Below are 19,740 nucleotides of genomic sequence, written 5' to 3' on the forward strand. Positions count from 1 at the left end.
GAAACCGTTGGCTCGTCCCGCGCCTATTGATGCTCACGCAGCACAGCCCACTGAGGAGGAACCATGACCGCCGAACCCGAGGAAACCACCACGGAGACCGAGGAATTGAATTATGACGACTACACCCACGACTTCATGGGCAAGGTCGGCAACATCCAGGACTTCTCTCGCGACTTCCTGCTCGGTCTGGCACGCGTTTTTGAGGATGTTCTGAACTTCATGCCGTATGCGCATGTGAAGATCTATTCGGAAAAGGTTGGTATCAATGCCGCGATGGACGTGACCGCCGAGGTCTCGCGGGCTGGGATGCGCCAGGTCATGCCCATGGGACGTTTCATCGCTCCTCCCGGTTGGGATTGGAAAGAAGCGCAATACCAAGTGATTCCGTTCGACGTCCAGACCGAAGACCTCACGAAGCCGGCTCTGATCCGCCTGATCAAGACCTACTGGGATCAGTACCTCAAGGGGCACAACTACCTCATCGACCAATGGACGAAGATCATTCCCGAGGAAGAGGTATGGCTCGGGCTGCCCGACATGTACCAGCTCATCATCGACTACCAGTACCCAAAACTGGCAAAGGTCCTCAAGATCGAGCCTGTGCATGTGGTCGACTTCCTGAAACTGGCGGTGTTGAGCATCGATGGCACCCTGGGCTACGGCGGCGAATACATCGTCTACAACCCGGATCACGTCGTGCTCAACATGCGCCGCTGTGAAGTGCTGCAGAAGTACACCGACGAGGGCCTCTACCCCCCTGCGCGCGCATGGATGAACTGCACGTTCGAACAACGTATTTCGGCACCGTTCTTTCCCGGCTGCAAGCTGGCGATCAACTTGCCACCCAAGGACTTCAAATTCGCCCAGGGTGAACCGTTCTGCGTGTGGACCTACACCCGAGGTGAAGAGAACCACGCGGCTGCGGCGGCTGCGCCAGATCCACGGGCTACTGCGATGGAACGGATCCCGCTCATGGACGTGACAGTGTCCAAATAGGAAGTCCAAATAGGAACCGTTGGGCTGCGCCGTGACTTACGGCGCAGCCCAATTCCTTCATAGTCGGAGCAGGTGCCGTCGACGGCCGGCAGTGTTCCTGCGCGCACGGCAGCTCCGCACCGCCGGCAGTTCACCGGCACCATCGGAGTCTCGTCGACGCGGTTGCCGTACCGGACCGCCGTCGTCACTTCATCGAATTGGCCGTCGCGGCCCGCGCAGCCACATTGGCCTCGACTTCTTTCATCCACGCTTCCCGGGGCCGCGTCGTGTCCAGCTCGAACTCGAACCGGTCGACCATGTCCGGCGTGACATCAGCGGCATCGACATAGAACTGTTCGTACCAGCGCCGCAGCTGGTACACCGGGCCGTCTTCTTCAACCAGCAGTGGATTGTCGATGCGGGTCTTGCTGCGCCAGATTTCGACGTCCTGCTCAAACCCCATCTTGACGAAATCGCCCAGGGCAACAGCAGTCTGGACGGCGAGTTCGTCCGGCAGCGATGGATTCTTCTCCACGACGATGCCGTACTGCAGCGCAAAGGAATTCTCGTCGATCGGATAGTGGCAGTTGATCAACACCGTGCGCTGATCGAAGTCCTCGTAGTGGTAGGTGAGGTCATCGACCATGAATGACGGTCCGTGATAGGCAGCCAGGGAGGTCGTCCCGAGAATCTTCACGCCCTCGTCAGGGTCGCCAAGATCGGGCCGTCCAGCGCTTCTCATGTATTGGGTCGCGACGTGACCTTCAAAAATGTTCTTGAAGTGCGTGGGCATCGAGCCGTGGATGTAGAAGAAATGCGCCATGTCGACCACGTTGTCGATGATCTCGCGGCAGTTGGTATGCACCACCGTGGTGTACCAGTGCCAGTCGGTCCAACTGTCGCTGGTGGCACCCTCGATGCGAGGGATGGTCACATCCTGTGGCGGCTCGTTGTGCTCGGGGTCATTCCAGACGAACAGCATGCCGTCCTGCTGCAACGTGGGCCAGGCTGCGGTTCGGGCCAGCCGCGGTGTGCGCTTGGCATAGGGAACCAGCTTGCACCGACCGTCCCCGCCCCAGCGCCAATCGTGGAAGGGGCACGCGATCTCGTTTCCCTTCACGCTGCCCTGCGACAGGTCGCCACCCATGTGCCGGCAGTATCCGTCCAAAACGTTGATGGCGCCGTCCTGGCCACTGAACACCACCAGCTTCTGCCCAAAGGCGTTGATCTGGTGCGGTTTTCCGTCGGCGAAATCACGGATGAGTCCCAGGCAGTGCCAGCCTCTGGCAAACCTGGTCGGCACCGAGCCAGCTTCGATCAACCGGACATCGTCGGTTTCAGGTTGGGCTGTCATCTTTCGGTCCGTCCTTCAATTGGTGAAATCGCCATCGTGACAACATCATTGAACTGTGCCAGCCGCACGCAGCGAGATCGTCCTTCCCGCTGACAGGAATTTCCCGGCGAGAAATGTGTCCCTGTAGTTTTAATGTCGTTGACCGTGACCGACTCGACGCACACGACAATCCCCGCTGGTCTGACCATCGCTGACACCGAGGTCGACCTTCTTGTTGTGGGGTCCGGCACCGGCCTCGGCGCCGCTCTCGCCGCGCATGAGCAGGGCTTGTCGGTACTCGTGATCGAAAAGTCGTCATACGTAGGCGGTTCAACGGCCCGCTCCGGCGGTGCCCTGTGGTTGCCCGCGAGCCCCGTCATCGAAGAGTGCGGCGGCGTCGACACAGCACATCGGGCGAGCACCTACCTCGATGCGGTGGTTGGTGAGTCAGCCCCACAGGACCGTTCGACCGCCTATCTAAGCCAACTGCCGGCGACGGTCGACATGCTGCGCCGGACCACTCCGATGAAGCTGTTCTGGGCCAAGGAGTACTCCGACTACCACCCCGAGGCACCGGGAGGTTCAGCCGCCGGCCGCACGTGCGAATGCCGCCCGCTGAACACCGCGATTCTGGGTGAGTACCTGGCGGACCTGCGGCCTGGGGTGATGGAAGTCAGCATTCCGATGCCGACAACCGGGGCGGACTACCGCTGGTTGAACCTGATGAGCAGGATTCCACGCAAAGGGCTACCCACCGTCATCAAGCGACTCGCTCAGGGACTCGGCGGACTCGCGTTGGGTCGCCGCTACGCCGCGGGCGGGCAGGCCTTGGCCGCGGCCCTGTTCACAGGGGCGATTCGCGCCGGCATTCCCATCTGGCTGGACACCTCGCTGACCGGTCTCGTCACCGATGACGCCGGCCGGGTGGTCGGCGCGACAGTCGCGCATGCAGATGCCGCGTTCACGATCACCGCGCGGCACGGCGTCGTGCTTGCTGCGGGCGGATTCGACCATGACATGGACATGCGGTGGAAGTTCCAGTCCGAATCCCTTGGCCACAATCTCAGTCTGGGTGCACGGTCCAACACCGGCGACGCCATCCGGATAGGCCAGGAGGTCGGCGCCGGCATCGCCTTGATGGATCAATCGTGGTGGTTTCCCGCTGTGGCTCCGCTACCTGGAGCGACTCCCGCGGTGATGCTGGCTGAACGCTCTCTGCCCGGATCATTCATCGTCGATCAGACCGGTCGCCGTTTCGCCAATGAATCGGCGGACTACATGAGCTTCGGTCAGCGGGTGCTGGAGCTGGAGGCTGCGGGCACCCCGGTTGAGTCGATGTGGATCGTGTTCGACCAGCAGTACCGCAACAGTTACGTCTTCGCCGCGGAGCTGTTTCCCTGGATGCCAATCCCCCAGCGCTGGTATGACGCCGGAATCGCCTCTCGTGCAGAGAATCTCACCGATCTCGCCAGCCAAATCAGCGTTCCGGCCGGCAACTTCCGTACGGCGGTGGACCGGTTCAACGAGAACGCGTTCGCGGGCGAGGACCCCGATTTCGGTCGCGGCCGCAGTGCCTACGACCGCTACTACGGCGACCCGACGATCACGCCGAGCCCCAATCTGCGTCCACTGATCAACGGTCCGTTCTATGCCGTGAAAATGGTGCTCAGCGATCTCGGCACCTGCGGCGGCCTGCTCGCCGACAGCCACGCGCGGGTGCTACGTGAGGACGGCACCGTTATCGATGGCCTGTACGCAATCGGGAACACCGCCGCCAACGCGTTCGGCCGCACGTATCCGGGCGCCGGCGCGACCATCGCACAAGGCCTGGTTTTCGGCCACATCGCCGCTCAGCACGCCGCGCAGAGGAGACTGGCGGCACCGAAGCGGTGAAGTGCCCGTACCTCAGTCGCCTGCGTCTTCGGCGGCCGCCCTGCGTTCGATCTCGTACCAAAAGCTGAGATCGGGCCACGCGATTGCGGCGCCCTTGCTCGTGTTCGGCAGGGTCGCCTCCGCCTCCTCCAGATCCTTGATCAGGTTCAGGGCAAGCTCCCGCTCCGACGTGTAGTAACGGTCCGCCCAAATCAAGGCAAGTTTGGCGTACCCCCACGAGGGATCAGCGCCGGCCCACTTTGCTTCCGCGGCGGCTTCGCGCTGCAACTGGTCGACCTGCGCCACGTGTTCGTGCAGAAGCTGTTTGAGCGCGGCCGGATCGCTGAGGTGCCCCAACATCACGCGAAGGATCGCTGGATGTTTCAAGGTTGGCGGCTCAATCGGCGCTTCCTTGGCCCACCGGGAAACCGCATCCAACCCTTGGTCGGTGATTTTGTAGAGTCGCCGGTAACGAGCGCCTTTGCCCTCGACTCGCGAACTCAGCAACCCGAGCTTTTCGAGCTTCTTCAGCTCTGCATAAATCTGGCTGTAGGCGGGGCTTCCGAAAAAGAAGCGCATGCTCCAGTGAATCCACTTACGGATGTCATACCCCGACAGTTCCCGCTCGTACGACAGCATGCCCAGCAAGGCCCAATTGATCGCGGGCAGCGAAGGTATGTCTGACGTCTCGGGTTCTCCCACACCCTTAGGTTAACAATCGGTCCTGCCCAGACGCCGCACCTCGACCGCTAACCGGGATTTTGCCTTGCCGACGAATCCAGGCCGACCGACAGTGGTTCCGAGGCCAGAAGCGGACGAAGGAGAGCCATGGGACTCGGCGCAGCCCTGCTGCCAGGCACGAACCGGCCACGACGATTTCAGCAGCTGGACGGTGACCTCGGTCATGCCTGCACTGGTATCCATGCTGCGCAGCTGGAACCGGCAAGCTAGCCCAGATGGCCGAGACTATTGGAACCCACGTCCCCGCGGCGCTCTACAAGTCGCTCACGGACTCGGTCCGTCGACTGGTCGATTTCACCATTCGCAGCCAATGTGATGCCGCGACCATCGAATCGGCCCGCGCCAAAATCGACGCTGCCGCAGCTGAACTCGGCCACGCGCTCATTCCGAGGTCATTCGGCGTCCAGCAGGAGATCAGTGGAGCAACACTCGCTTGGGGCAACGCGGTTATCGGATTGCGGAACGCCCTCGCTCCCCCGTTGGACGTTCATCATGACGACGACGGAACGGTCTGGGCCGAAACCACTTTGGGCGCAGCGTACGAAGGACCCAGTGGCCAGGTCCATGGGGGTATCTGTGCCTTGTTACTCGACCACGTCTTGGGTGCTACCGCGCATAAACCCGGCCAGCCTGCAGTCACCGGCACGCTGACGATCCGCTACGAGAAGGGTACGGCACTGGGACCTGTGCGGATCGCAGCTCATGTCGACCGCATGGAGGGAGCGAAAACCTTTGCGGTGGGGCATATCGCGACGCCGGACGGTACGACGGTCCGTGCAGAAGGAGTCTTCATCCACCCCCGTAGGTCCACACCAACTGCGACTACGTTGGCGTCAAAGTGAACGGCAGCCAGTAGGTACCAGCCCCGTCCCCGGGGCAGCCCGGTGCAGCCACGGTGAACGTCCGCTGTCACCACGGACCGCAGCGAGACGCCAAGCTCAGCCAGGCTGTGACCGTTGCCCTACATTCACCATCGGGCTCACGTGTCACAGAACTGCTAACACCGCAGTCGCCACCGGTCGACCGTGTTGCGCAATGTGTAGGTATGCCAGCTATCTCCGTGCAGCAGCAGGGTGACCTCACTGGGGCCCGATGTTGGGTAGCTGACGCCGGAGTCGTCGAAACAGATGGCGTCGATGTCGTTGCCCACGAACACGCTGACGCCAATCACAGCCGATGGGCCGACCAGCAATTGACGGTCGGGGTTGCGCCGGTCGCCGATGGCCAACAGTCCGCTGGCGATGTTGAGATGGCCATCAAATGCTCGGACCCCGAGTCCGCCGGTATCCGAACCAGAGAGCACGCGAACCTGAATCTTCCGGCCGGCGACGTCACACTCGTGGGCACTCATCGTCCGCACCCACAGTGCCCGCTGCACCGTCGCGGGATCGGCGTCGATATCGGGGTGTACGTAGGTACCTGCAATCCCTGTCGCCCCAGCATCTTCGATGACCACCATGTAGCCGTCGGGTGCGATCATGACGTCGCACAGCAGCTTGTTCGTTGCCGTCCACACGGCGATGCCTCCTCTTTTCGCCTTATGCCGGCCGATGGTCAGTACCGCTCAATCCACCCATGGATCGTCGGCGTAGTACTGCCCAGGATCCTGGGGACTTCTCCGGTCAACTGTCTTTCCTGCCGGTTTACCGGTGGCATCCGTGATCGTCGCCCAGAACAGCATTGGTATTGATGCGAGACACCGCAGAACCCGCTGTACGTCACGAATCATTTTGTCCCCCTTCTCCCCTCAGACGATGTAGGCAGCCTCACACAGCTCTTGACGCCAGCGGCTTTCGCCAATCGTGAATCTGCAAGCAGACGCGTTCGCGTCTGAAGACCACTCATACATTGGTCGAAATCGATAGCGCGGCCGCAAATTCGAGAAGTCGGCCCATTTCTTCCTGACCGTCGTCTGCGGTCTTATCGAAGAGATAGCACTCGACGTAGTGCTGACTGTCCTCGGGAGTGGTTCGGGTTGTGCTGTTGACTGTCGGCGTGTAGAGCCGCAGGCGCACCGACACCAAGTCGTGAGAACCGTCGGGCAGGACGTCGTAGTCGGTGTGCAAGGCCTGATCACTGAGCCGCGAGAGCAGCACGGTCCGCACTGAGGACTGGAACATCGGGTGCGGCAACCGATTGTCGTGACCGGCGCATTCTGTGTCAGAGCCGTGCCACAAAATCAAACGCCGACCGTCGGTGACCGCAACCTCTTGCCACGTCGGACGCTCCGTAAGCACGAATGAGTAGGAACCGTCGAAGTTGATGAAAGGGCGCAAATTGTTCAGTGCCGCTTCGGGGTTGCGGATGCCGAGCTTTACCGCATGCTCAAGATGCCTGTGCGATGCCCAATCAGCCATGTGCGGCGATCGCCCTTCCGAATTGAATCAGCCGTTCCATCTGTGCTCGTCCGCCGTCCGTGACAGACTTCGTGAATAGCAGTTCTTCACTGAAGGCCTCGGTCTTCGAAGGGGTCTTGGCGAGCGTGTAGTCGGCCGTCGTGGTCACCAGCCGCAGTTCGACACTGTGCAGGGACCGTCCGCCACTGTGATCGATGCGATACCCAACCTTGAGATTGCGGTCGGTCAACGCGGACAAGGGAATCGAGCGCAGCGTGGATGTCAGCAAGGGTGCGCCGGGCTCGGGATCGTCGTCGTCGGTGAGTTCGTCGTCACCCATCCACAGCAGCAATGTCCGGCCGTCGGTCACAGCGACTTCCTGGTACAACGATTCGCGTGAATCCTCGTGTTCGAGCGTGCGTTCCATGACGAATGCCTTGATCGCCGTCGGATCCATCACGCGGTACAACGCGTCCACCGCGATCGCAGGGTCACGCAGGTACGCCTCCGCCGCTTGTGCCAAGTCGGAGTACGGCGCCCAATCCTGATGAGTGTCCGGCCCGGCGGGTCGATCGGGTGATACTTCGGCCATGAGCTCAGCTCTCGTACGGTCCCAAGGCCCGCAGCGCGGGCGCCACCTTCGCCGGCAAGAAACCACCCATGACCACATCCCCCTGTCCAAAAGACCGACCACACTCGTCACCGATGACGAGTCTGTGCAAGGTGTAGTCGTGAATCAGTGGCAGAACCGAACGGTGATCTGGCCCACAAAACGCGATAGGTTCGAAAGAGCATCTGCGCGAAGGCGTCAATAGCGAATGCACTGAGGCAATGGGATCCGCCTTCCCGCAGGCAGGGGTCCTCCGTTTGGTGATTATCCGCGGGAGATCATCTCGCGCGCTTGGCCAGTGCCGCGGGATCGACAATGCTGATCGTCTTGCCTTGCACACGGATCCAGCCTCTATCGACGAACGAAGCAAGAGCCTTGTTGGCTGATTCGCGGGTTGAGCCGGCGAGCTGAGCAAGCTCGTTCTGGTTGAGCTGGTGGTCGATGCGCAGTGTCCCATGGTCCGATTCGCCGAATCGGTTCGCCAGGTCCAGTAGCAACGTGGCCAGGCGCCCGGGGACGTCGTTGAACGTCTGATCGCACAGCTTGTTGTTGGTTCGGCGCAGCCGCCGTGCCAGCACGCGAAGCATCTGTTCGGCAGCGTGGGGCTCCTGATGTATCCAGGCCAGCAGTGCGGGACGGGTCATCGTCGCCGCGCGCACAGCGGTAATTGTGGTGACGGTGGATGTGCGCGGACCCGGATCGAGCAGGGCGAGTTCACCGAAAACCTCGGAGGGTCCAAGGACGGCGATCAGGCTGTCCGAGTGTCGCGTTGTGCAGGCGACTTTCACTCGGCCGGCGGTGATGATGTACAGCCGGTCCCCGGCATCTCCTTCGCGAAACACGTTGTGCCGTTGGGGAAAAGAAACCCACTCAAGTTGCGCGACGGCTGCGGCCAGAGCGTCTGGCCCCACGTCTTGGAACATGCCGGCTCGCGCCAAGATGTCATTCATCCCATACCCGCCGACCCCGAAATCGATCCGCCTGTCATCGACACCCCCGGCGCCTCCGTCACCATTTCCCAGCTAGCAATAGCACACCCACCGTTCTTTAGCTGACGTAGGTGGTTTGCTCGCCATCCCCACCCAAGCTACCGGTTGACGTATCAGTCCGCATATGCCAAAGTTCGCAACATCGGTGAAAGACCATGCAAGCCGGGGGGCTTAGAACTGGTCGTCACAGGGGGGGATTTGTGCATGCTCGGCCGTCAAGGGCCGTCGCGGCGTGATGCCGCGACGGCCATAGTGTTCGCTGTATCGGTAGCCTCGTGCGTGTGGGCGGCCGGCACTGCGGCCGCCGACCCGCAACCGATGTCGGATCGGTGGACGCAGTTCGTCACCGATGACGGCTGGGTGGTGGACGTGAACACCACCAACGAGGTGATCAACCACATCGACAACCTGGCCGGGGCATCGAACTCCCGGCAGGCGCGGCGTGCACCGTATCCAGACATTCCGACAGCTCCGGCGGGGTACGGGTAGCGATCTGCAGCAGTTCGCAGTCTTGGTCGGCCACCGTCAGCATTCAGCGGCCCAAAGCTGTGTCCACTGGCCGAAGATGCCGGCGCCCACGAGACTTCCGGGCGAAACCGTCAATCTCCGTTGATCACACCGTGCGTCACGATGGCCGCCGTCTCATCCACCCACAACTCGTCGAGTTCGCTCTCCGGATGCAGCAGCATCCGCAACATCGTTGCGCCACCGATGATTTCGATTAGCCGTTCGGGCTTGACGTCAGCCTGGACCTCGCCGCGCTCGATGCCGTGCTCCAGCCGGACCCGCACCACGTCGAACAGCCCGTGGAAGCGTGCGACGACCCGCGCGTTGAGCTGCTCGTCGGCGCTCATGTCCGCCATCAGCCCCGGAAGCGCGGCCCGGACGGCGGGACTGGTGAATACGTCGCGCGCCGCCGCGATCATGGCGCGGATGTCGCCGACGATGTCCCCTTCCGGGGTGGCGAGCGCGGTCGGGGTCGTGGGGAACGCCGCTTCGTGCACCAGCTCGGCCTTGCTCGACCAGCGGCGGTACAGCGCCGTCTTCGTGGTTCCCGCGCGTTCGGCGATCGCCGCCATCGTGAGGTTGGCGTAGCCCACCTCAGGCAGCAGTGCGGCGGCGGCAGCCAGTACCGCGGCATCGATCCGCGGATCACGAGGACGCCCTGCGCCAGAGGGCTTGTCAAGCGGTTGCAGGTCTGATTTCATAACGCTACGCATCGTATCGTAATTACCTCGGGAAGGAAGGTTCAGTGCCGAACCAACCGGCGGAAGGCTCCGTCACGGTCGAAACGAACGTCGACCATATTCAGCGCTCCAGCCGCGACGTGACAACAGTTCCGGACATCCTGTCACAGTGGCTGTCCACCGTGATGGAAGGCGGCATCAAACCTGACATCACGGTCGAGAGCGGTGTGGACTCCAACGGAATGTCCTCCGAGACAATCATTCTCACGGGCCGCTGGACCGAGGACGGCACGCCGATGGAGCAGAAGTGGGTCGCTCGGGTCGCGCCGACCACCGAGGACGTGCCCGTCTTCTCTTCCTACCGCCTGGACCACCAGTTCGATGTCATGCGCCTGGCCGCCGAGCTCACCGACGTCCCCGTCCCCCGCGTCCGCTGGCTGGAGAACACCGGTGAGGTGCTCGGTTCCCCGTTCTTCCTGATGGACTGCGTCGACGGCGTGGTCCCGCCCGACGTGATGCCGTACACCTTCGGCGGCAACTGGTTCGCCGACGCCACCCCGCAGCAGCAGCGCACGCTGCAGGACAGCACCGTCGAGGCCATCGCCAAGCTGCACGCGATCCCCGATGCCGACAAGACCTTCGGTTTCCTCCAAGAGATCGACCCACCCGGCGACACCGCACTGCGCCGCCACTTCGGCTGGCTCAAGGACTGGTACCAGTTCGCGGCGTCGAGCCTCGGCCGGTCGCCGTTGGTCGAGCGTGCTCTCGTCTGGCTGGAGGAGAACTTCCCCGAGGACGTCGCGGCGTCGGAATCTGTTCTGGTGTGGGGTGATTCGCGCATCGGCAACGTGATGTACCAGGACTTCCGGCCGTCCGCGGTACTGGACTGGGAGATGGCGACGGTCGGCCCGCGCGAGTTCGATGTCTCGTGGATCATCTTCGCGCACAAGGTGTTCCAGGAGCTGTGCGGTCTGGCCGGGCTGCCCGGCCTGCCGGACGTGCTGCGCGAAGAGGACGTGCGCGCCACCTACGAGAACCTTACCGGCGTCGAGGTCGGCGACCTGCACTGGTTTTACATCTACTCCGCCGCGGTCTGGTGTTGCGTGTTCATGCGCACCGGTGCGCGACGGGTGCACTTCGGCGAGATGGAACAGCCCGACGACATCGAGTCGCTCTTCTACCACAAGTCACTGCTGGAGAAGCTCCTGGAAGGAACCGCCTAAATGCTCGGCCCCATGGACGAATATCCGATCCACCAGGTCCCCCAGCCCATCGCCTGGCCGGGAACCAGCGACCGGAACTTCTACGACCGCTGTTACTTCAACGCCCACGACCGCACCGGCGACATCTTCGTCATCACCGGCATGGGCTACTACCCCAACCTCGGGGTCAAGGACGCCTACTTCCTGGTCCGCCGCGGTGATACCCAGACCGCGGTGCACCTGTCCGACGCCATCGACCAGGACCGGCTGAACCAGCACGTCGTGGGCTACCGCATCGAGGTCACCGAGCCGCTGCACAAGGTGCGCATCGTGCTCGACGAGACCGAGGGCATCGCTGCCGACCTGACCTGGAACGGCCTGTTCGATGTCGTGCAGGAGCAGCCGCACCTCATGCGCCAGGGCAACCGAGTGACGCTGAATGCTCAGCGCTTCGCCCAATTGGGTTCCTGGAGTGGCTCTCTCGCCATCGATGGCCAAGAGATCAAGGTCAGCCCCGACACGTGGATCGGCTCGAGGGACCGCTCATGGGGCATCCGCCCGGTCGGTGAGGCTGAGCCCGCCGGCCGGCCGGCCGATCCGCCGTTCGAGGGCATGTGGTGGCTGTACGTGCCGCTCGCGTTCGAGGAATTCTCGCTCGTGATGATCATCCAGGAGGCCCCCGACGGCTTCCGCTCGCTCAACGACTGCACCCGCGTCTGGAAGGACGGCCGGGTTGAGCAGCTGGGCTGGCCCCGCGTGAAAATTCACTACGTCTCCGGTACCCGCATCCCCATCGGGGCCACCATCGAAGCGACGGCGCTGGACGGCACGCCTGTCCGCTTCGATGTGGAATCCAAGCTGCCTGTGCCGATTCACGTGGGCGGCGGCTACGGCGGCGACTCCGACTGGCTGCATGGCACGTGGAAGGGCGACAAGTTCACCGAACGGCTCACCTACGACATGACCGACCCAGGGATCATCGCCCGCTCCGGCTTCGGCGTCATCGACCATGTCGGCCGCGCGGTGTGCCATGAGGGCACCAAGCCACCGGCCGAAGGCTGGGGTCTGTTCGAGCACGGTGCGCTGGGCCGGCACGATCCGTCAGGCTTCCCGGACTGGCTGACCATGGCTCCCTAGTTTTGGAGTCCGCCTCGGCTTACTCCAGCCCGGCGGTGCCGTCCGGCTTGACCGTCACGGCGGCGCCGGCGAGGTCCTCACGGGTGCTGACCTCGGCCTGCGACGCATCGGTGATGACGGCCAGCGCCCGGCCGCCACTCGGGGTGCGGACGGCGACGAACACCTTCTCGGGCGCGCCCTCGCGCGTTACCGGCGTCGTCCACGTTTCGATGGTCCCGGTACCTGACCAGTCGGCCTCTGCCATCACCGTCGGCTCCGCATCGACTTCCGATTGCACGTCCTCCCAACGGAATTCGCGCGCAGGCGGCTCGGTGCTGTAAACGCCGAAGCTGTGCTTGGTCAGGTACCCGCCATTGGCGGTGATGAGCCCGACCTGGCCCGGATTGGCGACGAGCCGTTCGGCCATGGTGGCGATGGAATGCGAGACGTAGTTGTTCCACGGCCCGCCGGCAAAGGTCAGACCACCGGTCACGGTCAGCGGACGTGCCGGATCGTCGAGCGCCAGGCCAAGCTCGCGGGCCGCCACCTGCACCGCCGACGGGAAGCACGAGTACACGTCCACCGCGTCGATGTCGTCGATGCCGAGCCCGGCCAGTTCCAGCGCCCGACGGCCCGCGATGCGAATAGCCGGTGATCCCGAGAAACTCGCGCGCTCCCCGATCAGATAGGTGTCATGAGCGTCAGTGCCGGCGTGCGGGAACACCCAGCGGTCCTTCGGTATCTGCAGTTCCTCGGCCTTGCCCACGGAGGTGAGGAGCAGAGCAGCCCCTTGGTCGACCATGTTGTTGGAGTTCATCAGCTTGGTGTACGGCCAGCTGATCATCCGGTTGCCCGGGCCGGGCTGCCAGATCTCTTCCGCGGAAACCGCGTCCCGGCTCCAAGCGTGCGGATTGCCTTGGGCCACTTGGCTGAACCGCGACCACAGCTCGCCGATCCGGCGGCGATGCTCGTCCGGGGCCTCCCCCGCGGCGATCCGCAGGGCCTGCTCGAACATGGGGTACACGTGCGACGGCGCCACCAGCCCGATCCGCAGTTCGGCGGGGCCGGCCATGGTGAACTCCGGGTCGCTAGGTGCCAGCGGGACGGACTCGGGCTGCTCGGTGCCGGTCAGTCGCTCGCCGCGGGCCTTCAGGCGGGTGCGGGTACGCCAGGTTTCGCCACCGGCGATCAGCACCACGTCGGTGCGGCCCTGCTGGATGTCCAGGCAGGCCTGGTTCACCAGTGACTGCGGAATGTTGCCACCGACCGGGGTGTACCGCGTGACGGCGTGTGGTGCGCCGATGCGCTGAGCCAGCAGCAGACCGGGATCCCGGTAGCGCACCGACAGCAGGTTGACGACCCGAACGGCGTCGACCGCCTCGAGCACGCGCGGATCCGCGGCGGCACGGGCCGCCGCCTCCATCAGGTCGACCGGCTCACTACCCGGGTTCTCGTCATGCTGGTTGATCTGGCCATAGCCGACGAGCACCGGGGTTCTGGGATCAAGTGACACTGATAGTTCCTCTTCTGCCGCCGGACCTTCTCCGGGATATCTCCACCATGGCGGCATCCGGGCGGCGCTGTAAACGACCAGCCCGGAAACCCACACATGAGCGTTCGGGACATCCAGTCGCCGTCCGATGTCGCAGATGTCCCCAACGGAAACGTACAGGTGTCGCACAATGCGATTTACAGGGCGGCGGCGACGACATTGCATGGACCTGACATGCAGAAGGGTGAACCCATGACGATGAGCGTCGCCGAACGCGCAGAACTCGCCGCCGCAGTGAAAGACCTGCTCAGTGAACATTGCACCGAAGCCGACGTGCGCCGCGTCATGCGCACTGACGAGGGGTTCGATCGCGATCTCTGGCACAAACTGGCCGCCCAGGGCGTGGCGGGGTTGATCGTCGACCCCGACTACGGCGGCGTGGGGTTGGGCGCGCAGGAGTTGGAGGCTGTCGCCGAGGTGACCGGCGCAGCCTTGCTGCCGGCCCCGTTCCTATCGAGTGCAGTCTTCACCACAGCACTGATTCAGGCCGCCGGCAGCGACGACGACAAGGCGCGACTCCTGCCTGGGTTGGCCGACGGGTCCTCGATCGGAACCGTGGCGGCCACCGGGCCCCGTGGCACGTGGGCGCCCGATGGTGTCGCGGTGCAGGCGGTCCAGCACGCTGCGGAATACCGGCTCACCGGCAGCGCGCATTACGTGCTGGACGGGCAGATTGCCGATGTTGTCATCGTCGTCGCAAAGACAGGTGACGGCATCGCGCTCTTCGAAGTAGCCGCCGATGCAGCCGGATTCGACCGGACTGCCACAACGGCTTTCGATCCCACGGTCCGCCTGTCGACCTATGCATTCGGTCAGACCCCGGCACGTCGCATCGGCAGGGGCGGTTGGGCCTCCGTCGAACACGCCTTGTCACTCGCAGTCATCGCGCTCGCCGGGGAGCAGGTCGGCGGCACTCGCCGGCTGTTCGGCATCACCGTCGAATACCTCAAGACCCGTATCCAATTCGGCCGGCCCATCGGCAGCTTCCAGTCGATCAAGCACATGGCGGCCGACCTGCTGCTCGAAGTCGAATCCGCCACCTCGGCCGCGCAGCACGCCGCCGCGCAATTCGATGCCGACCCGGCGGCCGCCGACGGTCCCGTCGCGCTCGCCGGATTCGCTTGTGCGGAGGCCTATCACACCACAGCCATGCAATCGATCCAGATGCACGGCGGCATCGGCTTCACCTGGGAGCACCCCGCTCACCTGTTCCTGCGCCGGGCGCGCACCGGCCGTCAACTGTTCGGCAGCTCTCGTGATCATCGTGAGCGCTACCTCGCCTCGAAGGGTGCCTGATATGACTCTCACCGCACCAACGGCCGACACCCTACGCAGCGAGGTGCGTGACTGGCTCGCGCAGAACTGGACCGCACTGCCGCCATCGGACGACCCCTGGGTCAGTTCTCCCGAGGAAATCGCCTGGCGGGAAAAGGTTCTGGATGCCGGCTACGCCGTACCCACATACCCGGCCGAATGGTTCGGGCGCGGCTACCCGAGCAAGTTGGCAGCCGTCATCCACCAGGAGTTTCGCGCCGTCAAGGCGCCCGGCGCCTGCCAGGACAAACACAACATCCCGGCCAACACGCTGTTCACGTTCGGGTCTGACGAGCTGAAACACGAACTGCTGCGCGATTTTCTGACCGGAGCGGCTCGCACCTGCCTGCTCTACAGCGAGCCCGGCGCCGGATCCGACCTGGCCGGGGTGAGCACCACCGCGGTGTGCGACGGTAACCGCTGGGTGGTCAACGGCCAGAAGGTGTGGACCTCGGGCGCGGCGACATCCGAGTACGGTCTGCTGATCGCGCGCACCGACTGGGATGTGCCCAAGCACAAGGGCATGAGCTACTTCATCATCCCGATGCGCCAGCCCGGCATCGAGGTGCGGCCACTGGTCCAGATCACCGGCGAGGCGCACTTCAACGAGGTGTTCATCTCTGACGCGACGGTGCCGCACGCCAATCTCATCGGCGGAGAGGGCAACGGCTGGCGCGTTCTGCAGACTGCTCTGGCCTATGAACGCTCCATCATGGGCGACGGCGGCCGCGGCTCACGCAACAAGTCCAAGGCCGACAGCCTCGTCGACCTGGCGCGCGAACACGGCCGCCTCGATGACGCCGCCGTGCGGGAGAAGCTGGCGAACGTCCTGGCACTTCGGGAACTCAACCGGCTCAACAACCTTCGCGCCAAAGCGGCCACCAGCCAGGGCACGTCGAGTTCGATCATGTCGCTGGGCAAACTAGCGATGTCGCGAATCCTGCATTCCGAGGCGGCGTTGAAGACCGAGATCATCGGCACCGAATCGCTGTTGGCGGGCCCCGACAACCCGGAGGCCGACGACGTCAACTTCCTTTCCCTCAACGCGTTCTTCACCTCGATCGGGGGCGGCACCGACCAGATTCAGCGCACCATCATCGGCGAACGTGTACTGGGACTGGCGAAGGAACCCGAAACCGATCGAGACATCCCGTTCCGGCAGGCGCGACGCAGTTGACCAACATGCCCTACGACCCACCGCTGTCGGGGATCGAGATTCTCGATCTGACCACCGGACCCATCACGGCCGTCGGCCGGTTGCTGGCCGATCTCGGTGCCCACGTGACGTCCGTTCATCTGGCCGGCGTGACCGCGGCAGACACCACCGGACCACGCATCGACGGGGTGTCCATCGGCACCGCCATCAACCGCCACGGCATCCCCACGATCGAGATCGATCCATCGACACCGGCCGGACAGCAGTCATGGGCGGAGCTGTTGACCACCGCGGACATCCTCATCGAGAACACGCGTCCCGGGTCGGCGGCCGAAGAGTCGTTGTCGGTCAAACAGATTCATGCCGACCATCCGTCCTTGGTCATCCTGTCCATCAGCGACTTCGGGCGCGACACGAGTTATCGCGCCTGGCAGGCCACCACGCCCGTGCTGCACGCGTTGACCAGCGAGCTGTCCCGCTCGGGCATCCCGGGACAGGCACCGCTGGTGCCGCCGAGCGCGGACCTGCCCTATCACGTCGCCGCAGCCCAGGCCGCCTTCTTCACGCTCTGCGTGTTTCTGGACCGATTACGCACGGGCACAGGCGATCTCATCGATTTCTCGGTACTCGAAGGAGCGATGCAGGCCCTCGACCCGCCCTTCGGCACGGCGGGCAGCGCCGCAGCCGGAGTACCGATCAGCGAACAGAAACGGGACTGGATCGCCGAGCAGCAGCGCTACCCGATCATCAAATGCAAGGACGGCCACGTCCGCATCTGTGTCCTTGCAAAGCGCCAGTGGCAGGGCATGTTCGAATGGATGGGGCGCCCGGAGGAATTCGCCGATCCGAAATTCAACAGTCTCCGCGAGCGTTTCGCATCCGCGACTCTGCTCGGGGCCATCGAGCAGTTCTGTTCCGACAAGACCCGCGCGGAACTGGAACTCGCCGGCCAACGGCACGGTGTGCCGACGGCGGCGGTACTGAGCCTGGCCGAGTCGCTGTCCACGGAACAGGTTGCAGCGCGCGGCTTCTTCCGCGAGACGGAGCTCTCCCCTGGTCTGAGCGCACCGGTACCGGTCGGCGTGGTCGAGATCGACGGGCACCGGGCCAGCAGCCTGACCGCCCGCAGTTTGACCAGCGGCGCGCCGTCGTGCCACCCCCTTCGTGACGCACCCACACTCACCGCGCGCGGCCGCGCCGGCCTGGGCCTGCCCCTGGAGGGGCTACGCGTGCTGGACCTCGGCGTCATCGTCGTCGGCAGTGACACCGGTCGTCTGTTCGCCGATCTCGGCGCGGACGTGGTCAAAATCGAGAACTCTGCCTTCCCGGACGGGCTGCGGATCAGCCTCACCCGGATGACGCAGGCCTACGCCGCCGGCCACCGGAACAAGCGGTCGATCGGCATCGACCTGCGGTCCGACGAAGGCCGGGCGTTGGCGCACCGACTGGTCGCGCAGTCCGACCTCGTCTTGAGCAACTTCAAACCCGGCGTGGCGGCGGCACTCGGCATGGACTTCGCCACGCTGCAGCAGATCAATCCGGCCATCGTCGTCGTCGACAGCTCGGCGTACGGACCCACCGGGCCGTGGGCCAAACGACTCGGCTACGGACCGTTGGTCCGCGCCGCAGCAGGCTTCACCAAGTTGTGGACGTACCCTGACGATCCGGATGCCTTCTGCGACACCGTCACCGTGTACCCCGATCACGTGGCCGCGCGCATCGGCGCGCTGAGTGCGCTTGCGCTGCTGCTGCGCCGCGAACGTAGCGGCGGCGGTGGCGCGGCGAGCATTGCCCAGGCCGAAGTGATGCTCAGTCACCTCGCCGACGACATCGCCGGCGAGGTGCTGACAAGTCGTGGTCATGTTCCCGACGACCAGGCGGCCCACGACGCGCCATGGGGCCTGTTTCCGGGCGCGAGTGACGACACCTGGATCGCCGTGACGGTCCGCGATGACGCCGACTGGTCGGCCCTGTGCGCGGTGATCGACCGGCCCGACCTCGGCGCCGATGCCGAGCTGGGTTCGCGCGTCGGGCGAGACCGCCAGCGCGCACGGATCGACGAGGCACTCAGCGCATGGACTTCTCAGCGCACCCCGGTGGACGCGATGGCGCAGCTACAGGCCGCGGGTGTGCCCGCCGGGGCCGTGCTGCACGCCGTCGAGGTCCCCACCTGGGATTACTACGTGGAGCGCCGCGCTTTCCGCGAGGAACTGCATCCGCACGGCGCGGCACCGTTCATGATGGAGAACGTGCAAATCCATGCTGACCTCATCCCGGATCCCCCGCTGGGCCAGGCACCGCTCCTCGGCGAGCAGACGCGCGAGGTCGCGGCGGAACTGCTCGGGCTGGACGACGACACGATCGACGACCTCATTGCCCGCGGCGTCCTGGAAGTACCTGCGGCAGCAGCACATTCGGGACGGTAGCCGACACCCGCAATGGAAATCGACTTCACCCGGCTTCGCTACTTCGTCGCTGTCGCAGAGGAACTGCACTTCAAACGCGCCGCCGACCGGCTGATGATCACCCCACCGCCGCTGAGCAAGCAGATCAAGCTGCTGGAGCGCGAACTCGGTGGGGAGCTGTTCGAGCGGACGTACCACGAGGTCCGCCTGACGCCACTGGGCGCGCAGCTGCTGGAACCGGCACGCGACATCCTGCGCCGGGTCGAAGACCTGAAGGCCACCGCGTCCCGAATCACGCAGGTGGTCAATCCCATTCGGATCGGGGCGACCGCGTATGCACCATCGGATTTCCTGTCCAGGTTCGAACAGGCAGTGGCCGGCCTGGCGGTGCCCACCGAGTACAGCATGCCCGGGTCGGCGGCGGAGGTCATCGCCAAACTGGTCTCCGGACACGTCGACCTCGGCCTGATCCACCTGCCGTCCGCGGACAAACGCATACGCCATCGCGTGGTGGCCACTTATCCCGGCGCGGCGGCGGTGCGGTTCGACGATCCGTTGGCGGCCAACGACATCATCGCCATCGAGGACCTGCGCGATCGCGACGTCGTGATCGACTTCGCGCGGCCCAATCCTGTGGTGCTGGCGCAGATGGCGCGCGGACTCAACGAACGTGGCGTCACGCGCATCGTGCGAGCCGTCAGTCAGCTGGGTGGCGAGCTGGAGATGGCCAGCCAGGTGTTCAATCGCCATCTCGTCGCGCTGGTCAGCTACGCGCCGGCATCGACGCTCGGCCGCATCTTCTCGCCCCCCGAATTCAAGCTGATCCCGATCGATGAAAGCACGTGGGCGCCGGCCAGAATCGCGCTGGCCTGGGCGCCGGACCGGCTGATCAACCCCGCCGAAGTCGAAGCGGTCGTCGAGCAGCTCGCCACTGCCCTTACCTAGGGCGTTC

Annotated in this window: 17 protein-coding genes and 1 pseudogene; 10 read left to right on the plus strand and 8 right to left on the minus strand. The window is 64.3% G+C overall.

What is annotated here, in order from left to right; all coding sequences use genetic code 11:
* The first annotated feature begins 63 nt into the window (after window positions 1-63).
* Entirely contained in the window at window positions 64-996 is a 933-nt protein-coding gene (locus AC3WTE_RS06990; protein WP_492436615.1) for a hypothetical protein, read from the plus strand.
* A gap of 184 nt (window positions 997-1,180) precedes the next feature.
* On the opposite strand, the gene AC3WTE_RS06995 is transcribed toward AC3WTE_RS06990, so the two are convergent.
* Window positions 1,181-2,329, minus strand: coding sequence for a 3-ketosteroid-9-alpha-monooxygenase, oxygenase component (locus tag AC3WTE_RS06995; RefSeq protein ID WP_492436616.1), 1,149 nt, complete (start codon window positions 2,327-2,329; stop codon window positions 1,181-1,183).
* A gap of 132 nt (window positions 2,330-2,461) precedes the next feature.
* On the opposite strand from AC3WTE_RS06995, the gene AC3WTE_RS07000 reads away from it, so the two are divergent.
* Complete coding sequence (locus tag AC3WTE_RS07000; RefSeq protein ID WP_492436617.1) at window positions 2,462-4,201, plus strand: 3-ketosteroid-delta-1-dehydrogenase; 1,740 nt, start codon at window positions 2,462-2,464, stop codon at window positions 4,199-4,201.
* Between the two features lie 12 nt (window positions 4,202-4,213).
* On the opposite strand, the gene AC3WTE_RS07005 is transcribed toward AC3WTE_RS07000, so the two are convergent.
* Window positions 4,214-4,882, minus strand: coding sequence for a helix-turn-helix transcriptional regulator (locus tag AC3WTE_RS07005; RefSeq protein ID WP_492436618.1), 669 nt, complete (start codon window positions 4,880-4,882; stop codon window positions 4,214-4,216).
* 254 nt (window positions 4,883-5,136) lie between these two features.
* Here AC3WTE_RS07005 and AC3WTE_RS07010 point away from each other — a divergent pair, with 254 nt between their 5' ends.
* Entirely contained in the window at window positions 5,137-5,763 is a 627-nt protein-coding gene (locus tag AC3WTE_RS07010; protein WP_492436619.1) for a PaaI family thioesterase, read from the plus strand.
* A gap of 155 nt (window positions 5,764-5,918) precedes the next feature.
* On the opposite strand, the gene AC3WTE_RS07015 is transcribed toward AC3WTE_RS07010, so the two are convergent.
* The 4 genes from AC3WTE_RS07015 to AC3WTE_RS07030 all read right to left on the minus strand — a co-directional run bounded on the left by AC3WTE_RS07015 (window position 5,919) and on the right by AC3WTE_RS07030 (window position 8,817).
* Window positions 5,919-6,437, minus strand: a complete 519-nt coding sequence (locus AC3WTE_RS07015) for a hypothetical protein (RefSeq protein WP_492436620.1) — start codon at window positions 6,435-6,437, stop codon at window positions 5,919-5,921.
* A 325-nt stretch (window positions 6,438-6,762) separates the two neighbouring features.
* Complete coding sequence (locus tag AC3WTE_RS07020; protein ID WP_492436621.1) at window positions 6,763-7,278, minus strand: hypothetical protein; 516 nt, start codon at window positions 7,276-7,278, stop codon at window positions 6,763-6,765.
* Window positions 7,271-7,849 carry a hypothetical protein gene (locus AC3WTE_RS07025; RefSeq protein ID WP_492436622.1) on the minus strand — a complete coding sequence of 193 codons (579 nt, stop codon included), beginning with the start codon at window positions 7,847-7,849 and terminating at the stop codon, window positions 7,271-7,273. The genes AC3WTE_RS07020 and AC3WTE_RS07025 overlap by 8 nt, the downstream gene beginning before the upstream one ends.
* A 296-nt stretch (window positions 7,850-8,145) precedes the next feature.
* Entirely contained in the window at window positions 8,146-8,817 is a 672-nt protein-coding gene (locus AC3WTE_RS07030; protein ID WP_492436623.1) for a Crp/Fnr family transcriptional regulator, read from the minus strand.
* Between the two features lie 357 nt (window positions 8,818-9,174).
* Between AC3WTE_RS07030 and AC3WTE_RS07035 the strand changes: the two are divergent.
* Window positions 9,175-9,297, plus strand: a pseudogene (locus AC3WTE_RS07035) (MspA family porin); the annotation flags it as partial.
* Window positions 9,298-9,455: 158 nt separating this feature from the next.
* Here the strand turns inward: AC3WTE_RS07035 and AC3WTE_RS07040 are convergent.
* Window positions 9,456-10,064, minus strand: coding sequence for a TetR/AcrR family transcriptional regulator (locus AC3WTE_RS07040; RefSeq protein ID WP_492436624.1), 609 nt, complete (start codon window positions 10,062-10,064; stop codon window positions 9,456-9,458).
* 44 nt (window positions 10,065-10,108) lie between these two features.
* Between AC3WTE_RS07040 and AC3WTE_RS07045 the strand changes: the two genes are divergently transcribed.
* Complete coding sequence (locus AC3WTE_RS07045) at window positions 10,109-11,266, plus strand: phosphotransferase family protein (RefSeq protein ID WP_492436625.1); 1,158 nt, start codon at window positions 10,109-10,111, stop codon at window positions 11,264-11,266.
* Window positions 11,267-12,382 (plus strand): Rv3169 family protein, encoded by a 1,116-nt coding sequence (locus AC3WTE_RS07050; RefSeq protein WP_492436626.1) that lies wholly within the window; start codon window positions 11,267-11,269, stop codon window positions 12,380-12,382.
* Window positions 12,383-12,401: 19 nt separating this feature from the next.
* Here the strand turns inward: AC3WTE_RS07050 and AC3WTE_RS07055 are convergent, their stop codons facing one another.
* A complete protein-coding gene (locus AC3WTE_RS07055; RefSeq protein WP_492436627.1) occupies window positions 12,402-13,874 on the minus strand; it encodes an acetyl-CoA acetyltransferase in 1,473 nt (490 codons plus the stop codon).
* Between the two features lie 231 nt (window positions 13,875-14,105).
* Between AC3WTE_RS07055 and AC3WTE_RS07060 the strand changes: the two genes are divergently transcribed.
* From AC3WTE_RS07060 to AC3WTE_RS07075, 4 genes are read left to right on the plus strand one after another with little or no spacing between them, the layout of a single operon-like run.
* Complete coding sequence (locus AC3WTE_RS07060; protein ID WP_492436628.1) at window positions 14,106-15,209, plus strand: acyl-CoA dehydrogenase family protein; 1,104 nt, start codon at window positions 14,106-14,108, stop codon at window positions 15,207-15,209.
* A gap of 1 nt (window position 15,210) precedes the next feature.
* A complete protein-coding gene (locus AC3WTE_RS07065; protein ID WP_492436629.1) occupies window positions 15,211-16,404 on the plus strand; it encodes an acyl-CoA dehydrogenase family protein in 1,194 nt (397 codons plus the stop codon).
* A gap of 5 nt (window positions 16,405-16,409) precedes the next feature.
* Window positions 16,410-18,809 (plus strand): CaiB/BaiF CoA-transferase family protein, encoded by a 2,400-nt coding sequence (locus AC3WTE_RS07070; RefSeq protein ID WP_492436835.1) that lies wholly within the window; start codon window positions 16,410-16,412, stop codon window positions 18,807-18,809.
* A gap of 12 nt (window positions 18,810-18,821) precedes the next feature.
* Window positions 18,822-19,733, plus strand: a complete 912-nt coding sequence (locus AC3WTE_RS07075) for a LysR family transcriptional regulator (protein WP_492436630.1) — start codon at window positions 18,822-18,824, stop codon at window positions 19,731-19,733.
* Window positions 19,734-19,740 lie beyond the last annotated feature (7 nt).

Source organism: Mycobacterium sp. FW102-FHT13B02, assembly GCF_058790275.1.